Consider the following 16,162-nt stretch of genomic DNA (forward strand, 5'->3'; position numbering starts at 1 on the left):
CGGGCGCTCGAGAGCGCCGGGGCGACCGTCGAACTGTGGTGAAGGTGGCTCAGGAAGTCACCGGACAAAACCGCGGTACCGGACCGCCCGGCGTCTCGACCGTCTCGGTGAACATCGCTTCCGGGCGCACCCACAGGCCCCGCTCGCCGTAGAGCGCGCGGTACACGACCAGTTGTTCCTCGGTCTCGCTGTGCGACGCGACGCCGAGCACCTCGTACTCGTTGCCCTTGTAGTGGACGTAGCGGCCGGGCTGCACCACTCAGAACAGCCGGAACTCGTCGGACTCGATGCCGCGCAGCTCGTCGTAGTCCAGGGTCAGGCAGCGGATCCCGCGGTCCTCCGCCAGCGTGCGCGCCTGCGGCTTGATGATCTGGGCCGCGAACACGCCCTGCACCGGGGCCAGCAGCGGGTCGCGGTTCAGCAGCTCCAGGTAGCGCGTCAGCTGCTCGACGCCGTCGATCTCGCCGCGGCGCTTGATCTCCACCGCCACCGACTTGCCGTCGGCGTCGCGGGCCATGATGTCGACCGGGCCGATCGGCGTGGGGAACTCGCGGCGGACCAGGGTGTAGCCGTCGCCGAGGGTTTTGATGTGCTCGGCCAGCAGGGCCTGCAGGTGCGCCTCGACGCCGTCCTTCTGCAGGCCCGGCTCCGCACCCAGCGCCTGGGAGTAGTCGTGGAAGATCTCCTCGATCGAGATCACCAGCTTCTCGCCCTGCTTGTTCTCGACGATCCAGATCTTGCCGTCCTCGATCAGCCAGCAGGGCGGGCTCATCCAGTTCAACGGCTTGTACGCGCGGTCGTCGGAGTGGACCGACACCGAGCCGTCGGACTTCACGAGCAGCAGCCGGGTAGCCATCGGCAGGTGGGCGGTCAGCCGGCCGGCGTAGTCGACCTGGCACCGCGCGATCACGAGACGCACCCGAGGAGGGTAGGACAGGTCCGGGATACTGGTCTGGTGGACCCCATTCAGCGTGTCGCGTCCCGCGAGGTGTACCGGAACAATTGGATGACCGTCCGGGAGGACGAAATCCGCCGTCTCGACGGCTCGGCCGGCATCTACGGCGTGATCGACAAACCGGCGTACGCGCTCGTCATCGCCCAGGACGGCGACCGGTTCCGGCTGGTCGAGCAGTTCCGCTACCCGCTCGGCGAACGCCGCTGGGAGTTCCCGCAGGGCACCGCGCCCGACCTGGCCGACGTGCCGCCCGGCGAGCTCGCGGCCCGCGAGCTGCGCGAGGAGACCGGGCTGCGCGCCGGCTCGATGGTGACGCTCGGCCGGCTCGACGTCGCGGCCGGGATGAGCAGCCAGCGCGGCTGGGTGTTCCTCGCCACCGAGCTCACCGAGGGCGAGCCGGAGCGCGAGATCGAAGAGCAGGACATGCGCAGCGCCTGGTTCACCCGCGCCGACGTCGAGAAGATGATCCTCACCGGCGAGATGACCGACGCGCAGTCGCTGGCCGCGTGGGCCCAGCTCATGCTGGCCGAGCGGTACCCGATCAGGTGACTCTCGCCGGGAAGCCGTGATCAGTCGGGCCAGGAGGGCTTGCGCTTCTCCAGGAACGCCGCCATGCCTTCGCGGGCGCCGGGCAGCTGCGACGCCGAGGCCATGACCTCCAGCGCGATCGCGTACGCGTCGGCTTCGGGCCGGTCCAGCTGGGCGTACAGCGTCACCTTGCCCATCGCCTTGCTCGCCCGGCTGCCCCGCGTCGCCCGCGCGAGCAGCTCCGCGACGGCGTCGTCGAGCCGCTCGTCCGGCACGACGCGGTTGACCAGGCCCCAGTCGAGCGCGGTCGGCGCTTCGACGACGTCGCCGGTCAGCGCCAGCTCCATCAGGCGCTTGCGGCCGATCGAGCGCGCCACCGGGACCGCCGGCGTGTGGCAGAACCAGCCGCCCTTGCCGCCCGGGAGCGCGAAACCCGCCGACTCGGCGGCGACGGCGAGGTCGCACGAAGCCACCAGCTGGCAGCCCGCGGCGGTGGCCAGGCCGTGCACCCGCGCGATGACCACCTGCGGCACCGACTGCATCGTGCGCATCAGGTCCGTGCACAACGTCAGCAGCTCGCGCACGCCCATCAGGTCGCGCGCGGCGACGTCGCCGAAGTCGTGGCCGGCGGAGAACACCGGGCCGGCGCCGGCCAGCACGATGCCCGTCGCGTCGGACGTCCCGGCCTCGTGGAACGCGGCCAGCAGCTCGGCGAGGTGGCCCGCGGACAGCGAGTTGCGCCGGGCCGCGCGGTTCATGGTGATCGTGACGGTGTCGCCGTCGCGCTTGACCAGGATGTGCTCGTACTCGGTCATGCCCCGACGGTAACCCGTCGGAACGTGCGCCGGTAACTGTCCGGGCCGACGCCGACCTCGGCGCGCATCCGGCGCCGCAGGTTCGCCGCGGTGCCCAGGCCGGAGCGTTGCGCGACCCGTTCGACCGGCAGCTCGGTCGTCTCCAGCAAGCGCTGCGCGTACCGGACGCGCTGGACGCGCAGCCAGCGTCCCGGCGTCACGCCGGTGGCCGCGGCGAACTCCCGGTGGAACGTCCGCTCGCTCATCCGCGCGTGCCCGACCAGGTCCTCGACGCCGATGTCGTCGCCGATCCGGGCCAGCGCCCAGTCCATTGTGGACGCCATGCCCGGCTGGGCGGTCGCCGGCGGCAGCGGGTTGTCGACGTACTGGCGCTGCCCGCCTTCGCGCGCCGGCGGCATCACCAGCCGGCGCGCGAGCGCGGCGGCGACGTCCGCGCCGTGGTCCCGGCGGACCAGGTACAGGCAGAGGTCGAGGCCGCCGACGACGCCCGCCGAGGTCAGGACGCCGTCGTCGTCGGTGTAGAGCACGTCGCGCCGCAGGTCGGCGCGCGGCGCGGCGACAGTCAGCGCGTCGAAGTCGCGCCAGTGCGTGGTCGCGGCGCGCCCGTCGAGCAGGTCGGCGGCGGCCAGCGTGAACGCGCCCGAGCACAGCGCGGCCACCGTCGTCCCCGCGCGGTGCGCCCGCCGCAGGGCCGCGCCGGCGGCCGAAGGCACCGGAGCGAGCGGGTCGTCGCGGCCCGGCGCCAGCACGAGGTCGCAGCCGTCGAGCCCGGCCAGGCCGTGCGTGGCCGCGACGTCGCCGAACGGCGAGACGGCCGTGCGGACCCGGCCCGGGCTGCACAGCCGCAGGGTGAACGGGCCGATCCCGCTGTCGGTGCGGTCCTGGCCCCAGACCTCGCCGATCACCGCGAGGTCGAACATCCGGGTGCCGGGCAGGAGCAGGACGCCGATCGTGCGCATGGCAGAAAAGTACCGCATCGCGCGTCTTCTGCCACTCCCCGGGGCGGCACGGAACCGCGAAACTCGACGTCATGACCGAAACGGCACTCATCCTGATCGACGTCCAGCGCGGGTTCGACGAGCCCGTCTGGGGACCGCGCAACAACCCCGGCGCCGAAGCGAACATCAAGGCCCTGCTCGACGCGTGGCAGGAGCGGCGGCTGCCGGTCGTGCTGGTGCACCACGACTCGACGGGACCGAAGTCGTCGCTGCGGCCCGGCCAGCCGGGCAACGACTTCAAGCCCGAACTCGACGACGCGCGCCCCGACCTGGTGTTCGGCAAGCGGGTCAACTCGGCGTTCATCGGCGACGTCGACCTCGACGCGTGGCTGCGCAAGCGCGGCATCACGAGCTTCGTGCTCGCCGGCATCCAGACGAACTTCTGCTGCGAGACCACCGCGCGGATGGGCGGGAACCTCGGCTACGACGTGACTTTCGCGCTCGACGCGACGTTCACGTTCGACCTGCCGGGCGTGGACGGCGACGTCGTCACCGCCGACGAGCTGTACCGCGTCACGGCGGCGAACCTGCACAACCAGTTCGCCACCGTCAAGTCCACGAAGGACATCCTGGCGGGCCTCAGCTGAGGCCGTGGCGCTCCCGGATGAGCGAGACGATGCCGTCCATGATGTCGGTCAGCTCGTAGTCCTTGGGCGTGAACACCCGCGCGATGCCGCGTTCGGTGAGCAACGCGGCGTCGTCGGGCGGGATGATCCCGCCGACGATCACCGGCACGTCACCCGCGCCCGCGGCCCGCAGGCCGTCGACGACGTGCGGCACGACCTCGAGGTGCGAGCCGGACAGCACCGACAGCCCGACGACGTGCACGCCTTCCTGCACGGCGGCCGCGGTGATCTGCTCGGGCGTCAGCCGGATGCCCTGGTAGACGACTTCGAAGCCGACGTCGCGGGCGCGGACGGCGACCTGCTCGGCGCCGTTGGAGTGGCCGTCGAGCCCCGGCTTGCCGACCAGGATCCGCAGCCGCTCGCCCAGTTCCGCCTCGGTGGCGCGGACGCGGGCGCGCACCCGCTCGATCCCCGGGTCGCCGCCACCCGCGGCGGTCGCGGAAACCCCGGTGGGCGCCCGGTATTCGCCGAACACCTCGCGCAGCGCGCCGGACCACTCGCCGGTGGTCACGCCGGCCCGCGCACAGTCCACAGTGGCCTCGAAGAGGTTCGCGGACGTCCGCGCGGTCTCCTTCAGCGTGGCCAGCGACCGCTCGACGGCGTCGCTGTCCCGCCGGCCGCGCCACTCCTCCAGCGCCGCGACGGCGTCCTTCTCGACGGCCGGGTCGATCGTCTCGATCGCCTTCGCACCTTCGGCCTGCAGCGGCGACGGCTCGGTCGTCGCGAACTTGTTGACCCCGACCAGCACCCGCTCGCCGTTCTCCATCCCGCGGCGGTACTCGGCCAGCGACCCGACCAGCTGCGACTTCATGTAGCCGCTCTCGACCGCGGCGACCGCGCCGCCGACGTCCTGGACGCGGGCGATCTCCTCGCGCGCGCCGGCCGTGATCTCGTCGACCTTGGCCTGGATGACGTGCGAGCCGTCGAAGATGTCCTCGTACTCCAGCAAGTCCGTCTCGAAGGCGAGCACCTGCTGCATCCGCAGCGCCCACTGCTGGTCCCACGGCCGGGGCAGGCCGAGCGCCTCGTTCCACGCCGGCAGCTGGATCGCGCGGGCCCGCGCGCCGCGGGAGAGCGACACCGCGAGCATCTCCAGCACGATCCGCTGGACGTTGTTCTCGGGCTGGGCTTCGGTGAGCCCGAGCGAGTTGACCTGGACGCCGTAACGCAGCCGGCGCGCCTTCGGATCCGTTACGCCGTAACGATCCCGCGTGATCTCGTCCCAGAGCGCGGTGAACGCGCGCATCTTGGACATCTCCTCGACGAACCGGACGCCGGCGTTGACGAAGAACGAGATCCGCGCGACGACCTTGCCCATGTCCGCCGGGTCGACCTGCCCGGAGTCGCGGACGGCGTCGAGCACGGCGATCGCGGTGCACAGCGCGTACGCGACCTCCTGCGTCGGCGTCGCGCCGGCTTCCTGCAGGTGGTAGCTGCAGATGTTGATCGGGTTCCACTTCGGCACGTGGTGCACGGTCCACGCGATCATGTCGGTGATCAGCCGCAGGCTCGGGCCCGGCGGGAAGATGTAGGTCCCGCGGGACAGGTACTCCTTGATGATGTCGTTCTGCGTGGTGCCGGTGAGCTTCGCGAGCACCTCGTCGACGTCCCGGCCCTCGGCTTCGGCCTGCTCGCGCGCCACGGAGACGTACAGCGCGAGCAGCCACATGGCCGGCGCGTTGATGGTCATCGACGTGTTGGCCTCGGCGAGCGGGATGCCGTCGAAGAGCCGCCGCATGTCGCCGATGTGCGACACGGGCACGCCGACCTTGCCGACCTCGCCGCGGCTGAGCTGGTGGTCCGGGTCGTAACCGGTCTGGGTCGGCAGGTCGAAGGCGACGGAGAGCCCGGTCTGCCCCTTGGCGAGGTTGCGCCGGTAGAGCTCGTTCGACGCGGCCGCGGAGGAGTGCCCCGCGTACGTGCGCATCACCCACGGGCGATCCCGCTCGTGGTCGGATGGGTACGGCACTGTGCACCTCCGGCGCTGGTCGACCCACAGAGTGTACCGGCCGGTAACTTAGGTAGCGGAGTGGAATCGGACACGTCCGGGTGACTAGCGGGCCTGGACCTGCGCGATCAGGTCCCGGACGTACTCGGCGTCGGGCAGGCCGAGCAGTGCGACCGCGGGTTTCCGGCCCGCCCACGCCGCAGCGGAACCGGGGACGTCGGTCCGGCCGAGGGTGACGCTGCCGAAAGCACCGCGGCCGACCCGGGCGACCGGCGACCGCAGCGCACCCAAGTGCACCGAAGCGCGAACCCCGCCCGAAACGCGATCGGCCACCACGAGCCGCCGCTCGGTGAGGACGTACACGGAACGGCGCAGCGCCCGTTGCCTGGCGATGACCACGCCCCAGACGACCGCGAGACCCAAGATCCCGACACCCGCCGGAAAGAGCGAGATCCGACCGCTGGCGCCGAACACCGGAAGCACGATGCCCGAGGCCGCCCAGACCACGCCGAAGACCAGGAGCGCCCAGTCGTCCCCTCGGAGGGCGAAGCGTTGCGGCCGTCCCGACCAGAGCAGCTGCTCGCCGTGTCGCAGGACATTCGGCGGTACATCCACGGTGACCTCCCCAGGCTCTCTCCGAGCTGACGCCCGAACGCCCCGGAAAGGTTGCCTTCAGGCGGCCGAACTGCCCGGTTCCGGCGGAGCCTGGCGGCTCTTCGCCTCGTCGATGGCCTTGGTCAGCAGGTCGCGGACGCGCTTGGGTTCGCCGACGCCCATCAGCGTCACCGAGCCGGGCTCGGGGAAGGCGAAGGTGCCCGTGCTCGACCGGCCGGGCTTGAGGGCCGGTGCCGACAGGCCGGCCAGTTCGCTGGAACGTTCCTTCTGCCGGAACAGGCCCGAGCGCGCGATGATCCGGCTGTCCGTCACGGCGTAGGTCGTCCGGCCGAGCGCGAGGTAGCGGACGGCGGACCGGCCGACTGCGCCGTAGAAGCCGGCCGCCAGCACGATCAGCCCGGCGAGCATGCCCGCGCCTTCGGGTCGTTGCGTGAGGAGGAACCACAGCGCGGCCGCGGCGACCACGAGCCCGGCGGGGGCGATCACCCCGTCCGCGGCGACGTAGAACGGGCGCTGGACCGGCTCGCCCGCCCAGAGCACGCGCTCACCGGGTAGAAGATCGATTTCCCCTGCTGACATGGCCGAACACTACTCTGCCGGGGTGGCCGGCGCCGAATGCCGTGCGGGCCCGCGCACCCTCTGTGCGCGCCCGGTTCCGAAGGGCTGCCGTTGTGACGGAAATCCGCGAGACCGGACCGAGATCCGTCGGTTAGCGTGGGTAGCCGTGACGTGGAGTGTGTACGGGAGTTACCTGCTCATCGTGGTCCTGATCGTGCTCGCGCCGGGGCCGGACACGATGGTGATGCTGAAGAACGCGCTGTCCGGCGGCTTCCGGGGCGGGCTGCTCGCGTCGCTCGGGATCGTCACCGGGAACGTCGTGCAGGGCAGCGCCGCCGCGCTCGGGCTCGGCGTGCTCATCGCGAAGTCGCAGCCGGTGTTCCTCGCCCTCAAGTGGGTCGGCGCGGCCTACCTCGTCTTCCTCGGCTTCCAGGCGTTGCGCGGCGCGTTCCGCGGGCACTACGACGTCGTCGAGCAGACGCAGCAACGCCGTCGCGGCGGGGGTTTCCGGCGGTTCCGCGAGGGCCTGCTCTCCAACGTCACCAACCCGAAGGTGCTGGTGCTGTACCTGTCGGTGCTGCCGCAGTTCCTCGACCCCGGGCACACGACGACGTGGGACGCGCTCGCGCTGGCCTACACCACCGCCGTGATCGGCGGGCTGTGGTTGCTGGTGCTGCTGGTGTTCGTGCACCGCGTGCGCGCGTGGCTGGGCCGTCGCCGGGTCCGCCGGACGCTCGACGGCGTCACCGGCACCGCGCTGGTCGGGTTCGGCGCCGCCCTCGCCCTGGAGTCCTGATGACGTGGAGCACCTACGCCGGGTTCGCGGCGATGATGGCGTTGCTGGCGATGATGCCGGGCCCGGACACCATGGTGGTGCTGAAGAACGCGCTCACCGGCGGCGCGCGCGGCGGCGGCTGGGCGTGCGGCGGCATCAGCGTCGCGAACTTCCTGCAGGGCACGGCGGCCGCGCTCGGGCTGGGCGCGGTGATCACCCGCTACCAGCCGGTGTTCGTGACGGTGAAGTGGCTCGGCGCGGCCTACCTGGTGTACCTGGGCGTCCAGGCCCTGCGCGGCGCCTGGCGCGGAGACTACGAAGCGCTCGACGACGTCCGCCGGGCCCGCGCGTCCCGCGCCCGGCGGTTCCGCGAAGGGTTCCTCTCCAACATCACCAACCCCAAGGTGATCGTGCTGTACCTGTCGGTGCTGCCGCAGTTCCTGACCCCGGGCGTGACGGACCAGGGCGACGCGCTGCTGCTGGCGTACACGGTCGCCGCCCTGGGCGTGGTGTGGCAGGTGCTGCTGCTGTTGTTCGTGCACCGGGTCCGCGGCTGGTTGCAGCAGCGGAAGGTGCGCCGCGCCATGGACGGCGTCACCGGAACGGCACTGCTCGGCTTCGGCGCGGCACTGGCCCTCGAAGGCTGACGTCGCCTGCTTCCGGGGGCGAGTTTGCCTGCTCACGGAGCGAGGCTTTGTCACCCGCCCCGCAGCGAGGCTTTTGTCACCCGCTCCCGGAGCGACGTTGCCTGCTCCCGGGGCAAGGCTTTCGTCACCCGCCCCGAGCGAGCCTTTTATCGCCTGGCCCGGAGCGAAGCTTTCGTCGCCGCCCCGGGACGAGGCTTTCCAAGACCCCGTTCCGGCCACCGCGCGAGCCGGCGCCAAGCGTTGTCCACAGGCCTCGCCCGATGTGGACAACTCCGCGCGAAAACCGCTTCACGGCCGGTCTGGTCGGTCCCCGCCGATAGACTGGACTTGGGCACGCCCCCCTGGAGGAGGGTGGGGGCGGGCCTGGGTGGCCGAGGCTCGACGGGGCGTCGTGACAGCATCGGCCGCGCCCGGCGGGACCGCATTCCGGGATCCGGCGACAACCGCCGCCGTGCGTCCTAGCCTCGGTCGTATGACCTGGGGAACCTACGGCACCTATCTGCTCTTCGTCCTACTCATGCTCGTCGTGCCCGGGCCGGATACCGCGCTGGTGCTCAAGAACTCGCTCGCCGGTGGGCGGCGGGGCGGGGTGCTGACCGCTCTCGGCATCGGGTCCGGGAACCTCGCGCAAGGCCTGGCCGCCGCGCTTGGGCTGAGTGCCGTGATCGTGCGGTCCGAACCCGTTTTCGAAGCTCTGCGCTGGGCCGGTGCCGGTTACCTCGGTTATCTCGGCGTCAAAGCGCTCGTCGCCGCGTGGCGGGGGGACTACCGGGCCCTCGCCGCCGGCGCGCCCCGCGGTGGGCGGCGGTGGCGTGAGGGCTTTCTCTGCAACCTCACCAACCCGAAGGTCCTCGTCTTCTACCTCTCGATGCTGCCGCAGTTCCTCACGCCGGACTCGACCGTCGCCGAAGCGCTGGTGCTCGCCGGGACCGTCGGGGTGCTCGCGACGCTGTGGCAGCTCGTCATCGTCGCCGGGGTGCAGCGGATTCGCGCGTGGCTGCTGCGGCGCCGGGTCCGCCGCACCCTCGACGGTGTCACCGGCGCCGCGCTGCTCGGTTTCGGGGCCGCGCTCGCCGTCGAAAGCTAGAGCGTGCGGTCCAGCCAGTCGTAGACGCGGCCGGTCGCGAGCCGCTGCGCGCCGACGTGGCAGTGGGCGTCCGCGCCTTCCTCCGCCGTGAACGTCAGCAACGTCTTCGGCGCCGTCACGTGCTCGTACAGCCGGCGCGGCTCGGTTTCCGTCTCACCGGCGAAGAACAGGTCGTCCGCCGCTTCGCAGATCAGCGTCGGGCACGTGATCTTCTCCGCGATGCCGCCTTCGAGGGTGTACTCGAGGTACTTCGCGACGAACTCGCGGTCCGTCGCCGCGCCCAGGACGTACCGGCCGTGGTCGCACGCCCAGCGCAGGGTCGAGCTGGCCTGCCGGCCGGCGGCGAGCAGTGCGTCGAACTCCTCGTCGTGCTCGGCGTTGGCGCGGCGGACGATCTCGTCGCGGTCCCACGGCAGCATCGACGTCACCGCGGAGCCCGCGTCGTAGACGCCGTCGACCGCGATCACCGCCGCCAGCCGCGGCTCGAACGCCGCCGCGCGCGGCGCGAGCTCGCCACCCAGGCTGACGCCCAGCAACGCGATCCGCGCCGGGTCGACGCCGTCGAGGCCGAGCACGAAGTCCACCACCGGCGTGACGGCGTGCTCCCAGTCCGGCCGGAACACGAGCTTGTCGCGGTGCATCGCGCTCGGCTGGCCGGGACCGTCGAAGGTCAGGACGTGGTAGCCGCGCTCGGCGCCGGACGCCGCGCCGAAGAAGTGGAGTTCCTCGGCGCTGCCGTCGAAACCGCTGTGCATCACCAGGACCGGCTTCGGCCCGGCACCGGGCGCGCGGTAGAAGTAGCCCTGCAGCACCGTGCCCTCGTACGGGATTTCGACCGGCTCGGCGACGCCCGCGCGGCGGAAGCACTCGACGCTGCGGTCGTACGCCGCCGCGATCCGCGGGTCCGCCGGGTCGCCGTGCAGGAAGAAGTCCGCCGAGAAGTAGTACGTCGACGCGCGCAGCAGCAGATCGCGCGCGGTGACCGGGCTCGCGTCGGCCGCTTCGGCGTACAGCCGGTCGGCCAGGGCGCGGTAGGCGTCGTGCCAGCTGTCGTAGTCGCCCGGCGTCACGGTCGACGCCGCCGCGAGCACCTCGCCGAAGTCCGAACCGCCGTAGGCCGCGTGGCCGAACAGGCGCAGGGTCTCGAACCAGAACTGCGGGTCCTCGGTGAACATGAGCTGCTTCATCGGATTTCCTCCTCCACGAACGTGCGGAACGAACGAGCGGGCCGGCCGGTGACCTCTTCGACGGCCGGGGTGACGCGGTCTTCGGTGCCGCGGCGGATGTCCTCGTCGAGCGCGGCGAGAACGGCGGCGAACTCGGCGGGAATCCCGGACGCGGTAACCAAAGCGGCGAACTCGGCGGTGCTCACCGCGCGGTGCCGCACCGGACGTCCGGTGTGCGCGGCGACGATCTCGGCGGCTTCGGCGTAGCTGACCGCCGAAGGGCCGGTCAGGACGTGTTCGGTGTTGTGCGGTTCGGCGTCGGTCAGCGCGCGGACGGCGACCGCCGCGATGTCGCCGGCGTCGACGAACGCCACCCGGCCGTCCCCGGTGGCGGTGACGATCTCGCCGTCCCGCACGCCCTGGGCGACCAGGTGCTCGCCGGTGAAGTTCTGCATGAACCACGACGGCTTCAGCACGGCGTACTCCGGCGCGGCGCGCACCAGGCGCTGCAGCTCGCCGAGGCCGGGCGAGTCCGCGGTGACGGCCGACGAGCTGAGCAGCACGACCCGCCGGACGCCGGCGTCGAGCGCGTCCGCCAGGAACGGTTCGACAAGCCGCGCGGGCTCGGCCTCGCCGATCGGGGCGAGCAGGTACACGGCGGAGACGTCGTGCAGCGCGGCGGCGTGGGTGGCGCGGTCGGTCCAGTCGAAGCGCACCTGGCCGGGTTCGCTCACCTTGCGCGTGGCGGCCCGCGCTGTGACACCGAGGGCGCGCAGGCCCGCGACGACCCGGCCGCCGGTGGTGCCGGTGCCGCCGAGGACCAGGACGTCAGCCACGGTCGCTCCCGGCGAACGCCGCCGTCAGCTCGTCGACGCCGCCCATCAGCTCGGCCGCGGCGAGCGGGCTCCAGTAGTCGCGGTAGCGCCGGATCTCGCCGTCTTCGACCGTCAGCACGGCGATGTAGGACAGCTCGTACGGCTTCCGCGACGCGACGACGACACCGGCCGCGGTCATCTCCACGACCACCACGCCCGGGTCGGCGGTCTCGTGCACGGTCTTCGCCGTGATCGCCCGGACGTCGAGCAGGTCCGGGTAGCCCCGCAGGTAGTCGGCGATGGCGTCCCGGCCCTCGACGCGGGCCGGGTAGCCCGCCGCGGCGAACGGGAACTCGAGGACGCCGTCCTCGGCCCACAGCCCGGCGAACCCGGCCATGTCGTGCTTCACCAGCAGGTCGAGCGCGTGCTCGACGAGTTCGCTCGGTAGCACGGATGCCTCCTTGAACGTTTGGACGAGACGGTACCGTCCCGACGTCACTGTAGACGGGACGGTACCGTTCCGTCCACCCGCTAGACTGCGCGTCATGGCACGCACCCCGACCGGCGCCGCGGTCCTCCAGCCCGAAGTCACCCAGGCCATCACGGACGCGGTGCTGCACGAGCTCGCCGAGCAGGGTTACGGGCGGCTGTCGATGGAAGCGGTGGCGAAACGGGCCGGGGTCGGCAAGAGCGCGCTGTACCGGCGGTGGACGTCGAAGCACGAGATGATCACCGCGGTCGTCGCGGAGTTCAGCGTGTCGCGCGCGGTGCTCGAAGACACCGGCTCACTGCGCGGCGACCTGCGCGTGACGCTGCAGGCGATGATCGACTGGCTCACGCACCCGGTGTTCTCGCGGATCCTGCCGGACCTCGTCGCCGAGGGCGCGCGGAACCCCGAGATGGCCGAAAGCGCGCGCACCAGCATCGGCGGCCCGCGCCGCGACCGCGCGGAGGTAATGCTGCGCCGCGCGATGGACCGCGGCGAGCTGCCGGCGGACCTCGACGTCGAGATGGCGATGGACGTCCTGGGCGCGCCGATCTACTGGCGCATGGTGGTCCGCCGGGCCCCGGTGGAGCCGGACTACCTGGACCGGCTGGTGGAGTACGTCCTGCGCGCGCTGGGCGCGCAGGACGTGTGACGGCTCAGGTGCGGTCGGGCTCGCCGCTGACGCGCTCGATGCGCGCGCCCAGGCGGTTCAGGTTCTCGACGAAGTGCGGGTAGCCGCGGTCGATGTGGAAGACGTCCCAGACCTCGGTGACGCCGTCCGCGCACAGCCCGGCCAGCACCAGCCCGGCGCCCGCGCGGATGTCCGACGCCCAGACCGGCGCGCTGGAGAGCCGTTCGACGCCGCGGACCACCGCGTGGTGGCCGTCCGTGCGGGTGTCGCCGGAGAGCCGGATCATCTCCTCGATGAACCGGAACCGGGCCTCGTAGACGTTCTCCGTGATCATCGACGTGCCCTCGGACACCGCTGACAGCGCGACCGCGAACGGCTGCAGGTCGGTCGCGAAGCCGGGGTACGGCAGCGTCACCCAGTCGACCGCCTGCGGCCGCTCGGCCTGCACGATGCGGAAGCCCTTGTCGCCGAACGTGGTGACCTCGGCGCCGGCCAGCTGGAGCTTGTCCAGCACCAGGTCGAGGTGGTGCGGGTTGACCCCGCGCACGGTCAGGTCGCCGCGGGTCATCGACGCCGCGAACGCCCAGGTGGCGCCCACGATCCGGTCGCCGATCACGCTGTGCTCGGTGGGGTGCAGCTGCTCCACGCCGTGCACGGTCAGCGTCGACGTCCCGGCGCCTTCGACCTTCGCGCCCATCTCCACGAGCATCGTGCAGATGTCGACGATCTCGGGCTCGCGCGCGCAGTTGTCGATCACCGTGGTGCCCTCGGCGAGGACGGCGGCCATCAGGATGTTCTCGGTCGCGCCGACGCTCGGGAAGTCCAGCCAGATCTGCGCGCCGACCAGCGTCTCGGCCTTCGCGACGACGCAGCCGTGCTCGATGGTGCTCGTCGCGCCCAGCTTGCGCAGGCCGTTCTGGTGCATGTCCAGCGGCCGCGAGCCGATCGCGTCGCCGCCCGGCAGCGCCACGACGGCCTGCTTCAGCCGGCCGACCAGCGGTCCCAGCACGCAGACGGACGCGCGCAGCTTGCCCATCGCCGCCGAGTCGGCGCGGTGGGACAGCTCGGCCGGCGTGGTGATCGTGGCCGTGTCGCCCTCGATGACGACCTCGCAGCCGACGCTCCGCAGCACGTCGCCCATCAGCGGGACGTCGAGGATCTGCGGGCAGTTCGTGATGGTCGTGGTGCCCTCCGCGAGGAGGGCCGCGGCCATCAGCTTCAGCACGCTGTTCTTGGCCCCGACCACGTCGACCTCGCCGACCAGCCGGGCTCCGCCATGCACGTCGAAGTGCTCGCTCATGGCCGCCAATCATGCCCTCTCGCCCGGATTCGACCCGGGCGGGGGCCGCTATGGTGGCTTCATGGTCGTTCGCATCAACCGCGTGTACACCAAGGTCGGCGACAACGGCACGACGGCGCTCGGCGACGGGTCGCGCGTGCCCAAGACATCGCCCCGGCTGGGCGCCTACGCCGACACCGACGAGGCGAACTCCGTCATCGGGCTGGCCGTCGCGATGGGCGCGCTGCCGGCCGAGATCACGGACGTCCTGCGCGTGCTGCAGAACGACCTCTTCGACGTCGGCGCCGATCTCTGCCTGCCGATCCAGGACGACCCGCCCTACCCGCCGCTGCGCATCACCGAGAAGTACCTCGAACGGCTCGAGGGCTGGTGCGACGACTTCAACGACCGCCTGCCCAAGCTGACGTCGTTCATCCTGCCGGGCGGCACCCCGGGCGCGGCGTTCCTGCACCAGGCGCGCACGGTGTCCCGCCGCGCGGAGCGGAGCGCGTGGGAGCTGTACGAAGCCGAGCCGGAGAGGACGAACCCGATCGCGGTGAAGTACCTGAACCGGCTGTCGGACCTGCTGTTCATCCTCGCCCGGCTGGCCAACCCCGAGGGTGACGTGCTGTGGCAGCCGGGCGGGCAGCCCTCCTAGATCCCCCAGCTCTCCCGCAGCGACCCGAGGGCCTGGTGGAAGCCGGGGAACGTCTTCTTCACGCACTCCGGGTCGTCCAGCGTGATGCCGTCGACCAGCAGGCCGGTGATGCTGAACGCCATCGCGATCCGGTGGTCGCGGCGGCACTTGACCAGGGCACCGGCGGGCGCGCCCGGCTGGATCTCGATCCAGTCGCGGCCCGTCTCGACCGCCACCCCGAGCGCGCGCAGGTTCTCCTCGCACGCGTCCAGGCGGTCGCACTCCTTGATGCGCGTGTTGTAGACGTCCTCGATGCGCACCGGCCCGGCCGCGAACGGCGCGATCGCCGCCAGCGTCGGGACCGTGTCGGAGATGTCGCGCATGTTCACCGTGACGCCGCGCAGGCCGTCCGACGGGCCCGCGACCGTCACCGAGTTCTCTTCCAGCTGCACGTGGGCGCCCATCTGCTCCAGGACGTCCACGAACAGCACGTCGCCCTGCAGCGCCGTCGAACCCAGGCCGGGGATGGTCACCGTGCGGCCGGTGACCGCCGCCGCGGCCAGGAAGTAACTGGCCGTCGACGCGTCGGGCTCCACCGGGTAGTCGCACGCCTGGTACGGCTGCGGCGGGACGACGAACGTCTTGCCCTCGCGGCGGACGTCGACGCCGAAGCGCCGCATCATCTCCAGCGTGATCTCGACGTAGGGCACCGACACGAGGTCGGTCACGGTGATCCGCAGCCCCTCCGCGGTCAGCGGCCCGAGCAGCAGCAACGCCGTCAGGAACTGCGACGACAGGCCCGCGTCCAGGGTCAGGTCGCCGCCCTTGACGCCGTTCGCGCGGACGGTCAGCGGGTGGTGACCCGGCTCGCCCTCGAAGGTCAGGTCGACGCCCAGCTCCTGCAGCGCGTCGGTGAGCGGACCCAGCGGACGCCGGCGCATCTGGTCGGACGCGTCGAAGTGGAAGGTGCCGGCGCCGGCCGCGGCAAGTGCGGGCAGGAAGCGGGCCGTGGTGGCGCCGTCGCGGCAGAAGACGTCGGCGGACGCCACGCCCGGCCCCGACGGCCGGCCCTCGATCGTCCAGGCGTCCGGCTGCCTGTCAACCTGGTAGCCGAGCTTCACGAGCCCCTCGGCGAAGCCCTCCGTGTCGTCCGAATGCAGCGGACGGCCGAGCACGGTGGTGCCGCGCGCGGCGGCGGCCAGGAACAGGCCTCGGGCGGTGACGGACTTGGAGCCGGGGATGTCGACGAGAGTCACGAACCCCAGTTTAGTGGGGCGCGATCTCGGCCATCGGGCCCCAGTCGGAGGCGTCCTGGACGTTGATGATCTGCGGGTTGTCCGAGATGTAGGCACCCAGGTTCGCGACCGCCCACTTGAAGTGGTCGGAGCCGACGTGCGCGACGGCGGCGTCCTGGCCTTCGAAGCCCTCGACCAGCACGTAGGTGTTCTTGTCTTCGAGACTGCGGGACCACTCGAAGAACCGGTTGCCCGCTTCGGCGCGGGTATTCGTGGTGTAGTCCGCCACGATGTCCGGCCAGGCTTCGGCGTGCTCCGGTTTGACCGGGAACTTGACCACGATGAAGATCATGCGCTCAA

Annotated in this window: 20 protein-coding genes; 7 read left to right on the forward strand and 13 right to left on the reverse strand. The window is 71.7% G+C overall.

Annotated elements, in window-relative coordinates:
- Window positions 1–49: 49 nt before the first annotated feature.
- Both MUY22_RS03755 and nucS read right to left on the reverse strand, forming a co-directional pair.
- Complete coding sequence (locus MUY22_RS03755) at window positions 50–259, reverse strand: DUF1653 domain-containing protein (RefSeq protein ID WP_247057076.1); 210 nt, start codon at window positions 257–259, stop codon at window positions 50–52.
- Entirely contained in the window at window positions 260–919 is a 660-nt protein-coding gene (gene nucS, locus MUY22_RS03760) for an endonuclease NucS (RefSeq protein WP_247057078.1), read from the reverse strand.
- 36 nt (window positions 920–955) lie between these two features.
- On the opposite strand from nucS, the gene MUY22_RS03765 reads away from it, so the two are divergent.
- Entirely contained in the window at window positions 956–1,504 is a 549-nt protein-coding gene (locus MUY22_RS03765) for an NUDIX hydrolase (RefSeq protein WP_247057080.1), read from the forward strand.
- Window positions 1,505–1,524: 20 nt separating this feature from the next.
- Here MUY22_RS03765 and MUY22_RS03770 read toward each other — a convergent pair whose 3' ends face one another.
- Both MUY22_RS03770 and MUY22_RS03775 read right to left on the reverse strand, forming a co-directional pair.
- Window positions 1,525–2,298 (reverse strand): enoyl-CoA hydratase-related protein, encoded by a 774-nt coding sequence (locus MUY22_RS03770; protein WP_247057082.1) that lies wholly within the window; start codon window positions 2,296–2,298, stop codon window positions 1,525–1,527.
- Window positions 2,295–3,257: a GlxA family transcriptional regulator gene (locus MUY22_RS03775; RefSeq protein ID WP_247057083.1), complete on the reverse strand. Its 963-nt coding sequence runs from the start codon at window positions 3,255–3,257 to the stop codon at window positions 2,295–2,297. Before MUY22_RS03775 ends, MUY22_RS03770 begins: the two co-directional genes overlap by 4 nt.
- Window positions 3,258–3,328: 71 nt before the next feature.
- Between MUY22_RS03775 and MUY22_RS03780 the strand changes: the two genes are divergently transcribed.
- A complete protein-coding gene (locus tag MUY22_RS03780; protein ID WP_247057084.1) occupies window positions 3,329–3,883 on the forward strand; it encodes a cysteine hydrolase family protein in 555 nt (184 codons plus the stop codon).
- Here MUY22_RS03780 and MUY22_RS03785 read toward each other — a convergent pair.
- The 3 genes from MUY22_RS03785 to MUY22_RS03795 all read right to left on the reverse strand — a co-directional run bounded on the left by MUY22_RS03785 (window position 3,876) and on the right by MUY22_RS03795 (window position 7,064).
- Complete coding sequence (locus MUY22_RS03785) at window positions 3,876–5,891, reverse strand: protein meaA (protein ID WP_256475475.1); 2,016 nt, start codon at window positions 5,889–5,891, stop codon at window positions 3,876–3,878. The two genes, MUY22_RS03780 and MUY22_RS03785, sit on opposite strands and share 8 nt — an antisense overlap.
- Window positions 5,892–5,975: 84 nt before the next feature.
- The gene (locus tag MUY22_RS03790; RefSeq protein WP_247057085.1) at window positions 5,976–6,485 is read right to left on the reverse strand and encodes a hypothetical protein; all 510 of its coding nucleotides are present in this window, start codon (window positions 6,483–6,485) and stop codon (window positions 5,976–5,978) included.
- 57 nt (window positions 6,486–6,542) lie between these two features.
- Window positions 6,543–7,064: a PH domain-containing protein gene (locus MUY22_RS03795; RefSeq protein WP_247057086.1), complete on the reverse strand. Its 522-nt coding sequence runs from the start codon at window positions 7,062–7,064 to the stop codon at window positions 6,543–6,545.
- Between the two features lie 145 nt (window positions 7,065–7,209).
- On the opposite strand from MUY22_RS03795, the gene MUY22_RS03800 reads away from it, so the two are divergent.
- From MUY22_RS03800 to MUY22_RS03810, 3 genes are all read left to right on the forward strand, one after another.
- Window positions 7,210–7,839, forward strand: coding sequence for a LysE family translocator (locus MUY22_RS03800; protein WP_247057087.1), 630 nt, complete (start codon window positions 7,210–7,212; stop codon window positions 7,837–7,839).
- Window positions 7,839–8,465, forward strand: coding sequence for a LysE family translocator (locus MUY22_RS03805; protein ID WP_247057088.1), 627 nt, complete (start codon window positions 7,839–7,841; stop codon window positions 8,463–8,465). The genes MUY22_RS03800 and MUY22_RS03805 overlap by 1 nt, the downstream gene beginning before the upstream one ends.
- A 472-nt stretch (window positions 8,466–8,937) precedes the next feature.
- Entirely contained in the window at window positions 8,938–9,552 is a 615-nt protein-coding gene (locus MUY22_RS03810) for a LysE family translocator (protein ID WP_247057089.1), read from the forward strand.
- Here the strand turns inward: MUY22_RS03810 and MUY22_RS03815 are convergent.
- The 3 genes from MUY22_RS03815 to MUY22_RS03825 are packed head-to-tail and all read right to left on the reverse strand — an operon-like array spanning window position 9,549 to window position 11,984.
- Window positions 9,549–10,739, reverse strand: coding sequence for a S9 family peptidase (locus MUY22_RS03815; RefSeq protein WP_247057090.1), 1,191 nt, complete (start codon window positions 10,737–10,739; stop codon window positions 9,549–9,551). The genes MUY22_RS03810 and MUY22_RS03815 overlap by 4 nt on opposite strands.
- Window positions 10,736–11,554 (reverse strand): NAD(P)H-binding protein, encoded by an 819-nt coding sequence (locus MUY22_RS03820; RefSeq protein ID WP_247057092.1) that lies wholly within the window; start codon window positions 11,552–11,554, stop codon window positions 10,736–10,738. The genes MUY22_RS03815 and MUY22_RS03820 overlap by 4 nt, the downstream gene beginning before the upstream one ends.
- Window positions 11,547–11,984 (reverse strand): nuclear transport factor 2 family protein, encoded by a 438-nt coding sequence (locus MUY22_RS03825; RefSeq protein ID WP_256475478.1) that lies wholly within the window; start codon window positions 11,982–11,984, stop codon window positions 11,547–11,549. The genes MUY22_RS03820 and MUY22_RS03825 overlap by 8 nt, the downstream gene beginning before the upstream one ends.
- A gap of 94 nt (window positions 11,985–12,078) precedes the next feature.
- Here MUY22_RS03825 and MUY22_RS03830 point away from each other — a divergent pair, with 94 nt between their 5' ends.
- Window positions 12,079–12,672 carry a TetR/AcrR family transcriptional regulator gene (locus tag MUY22_RS03830; RefSeq protein ID WP_247057094.1) on the forward strand — a complete coding sequence of 198 codons (594 nt, stop codon included), beginning with the start codon at window positions 12,079–12,081 and terminating at the stop codon, window positions 12,670–12,672.
- Window positions 12,673–12,676: 4 nt separating this feature from the next.
- On the opposite strand, the gene murA is transcribed toward MUY22_RS03830, so the two are convergent.
- Window positions 12,677–13,951, reverse strand: coding sequence for a UDP-N-acetylglucosamine 1-carboxyvinyltransferase (gene murA / locus MUY22_RS03835; protein WP_247057096.1), 1,275 nt, complete (start codon window positions 13,949–13,951; stop codon window positions 12,677–12,679).
- Window positions 13,952–14,012: 61 nt separating this feature from the next.
- Here murA and MUY22_RS03840 point away from each other — a divergent pair, with 61 nt between their 5' ends.
- Window positions 14,013–14,588, forward strand: a complete 576-nt coding sequence (locus MUY22_RS03840; protein WP_247057098.1) for a cob(I)yrinic acid a,c-diamide adenosyltransferase — start codon at window positions 14,013–14,015, stop codon at window positions 14,586–14,588.
- Here MUY22_RS03840 and aroA read toward each other — a convergent pair.
- Window positions 14,585–15,823: a 3-phosphoshikimate 1-carboxyvinyltransferase gene (gene aroA, locus MUY22_RS03845; protein WP_247057100.1), complete on the reverse strand. Its 1,239-nt coding sequence runs from the start codon at window positions 15,821–15,823 to the stop codon at window positions 14,585–14,587. The genes MUY22_RS03840 and aroA overlap by 4 nt on opposite strands.
- A gap of 10 nt (window positions 15,824–15,833) precedes the next feature.
- Window positions 15,834–16,154: a putative quinol monooxygenase gene (locus tag MUY22_RS03850; RefSeq protein ID WP_247057102.1), complete on the reverse strand. Its 321-nt coding sequence runs from the start codon at window positions 16,152–16,154 to the stop codon at window positions 15,834–15,836.
- Window positions 16,155–16,162: the final 8 nt, after the last annotated feature.

Origin of the sequence: Amycolatopsis sp. WQ 127309 (genome assembly GCF_023023025.1) — a bacterium.
Lineage (GTDB): Bacteria > Actinomycetota > Actinomycetes > Mycobacteriales > Pseudonocardiaceae > Amycolatopsis.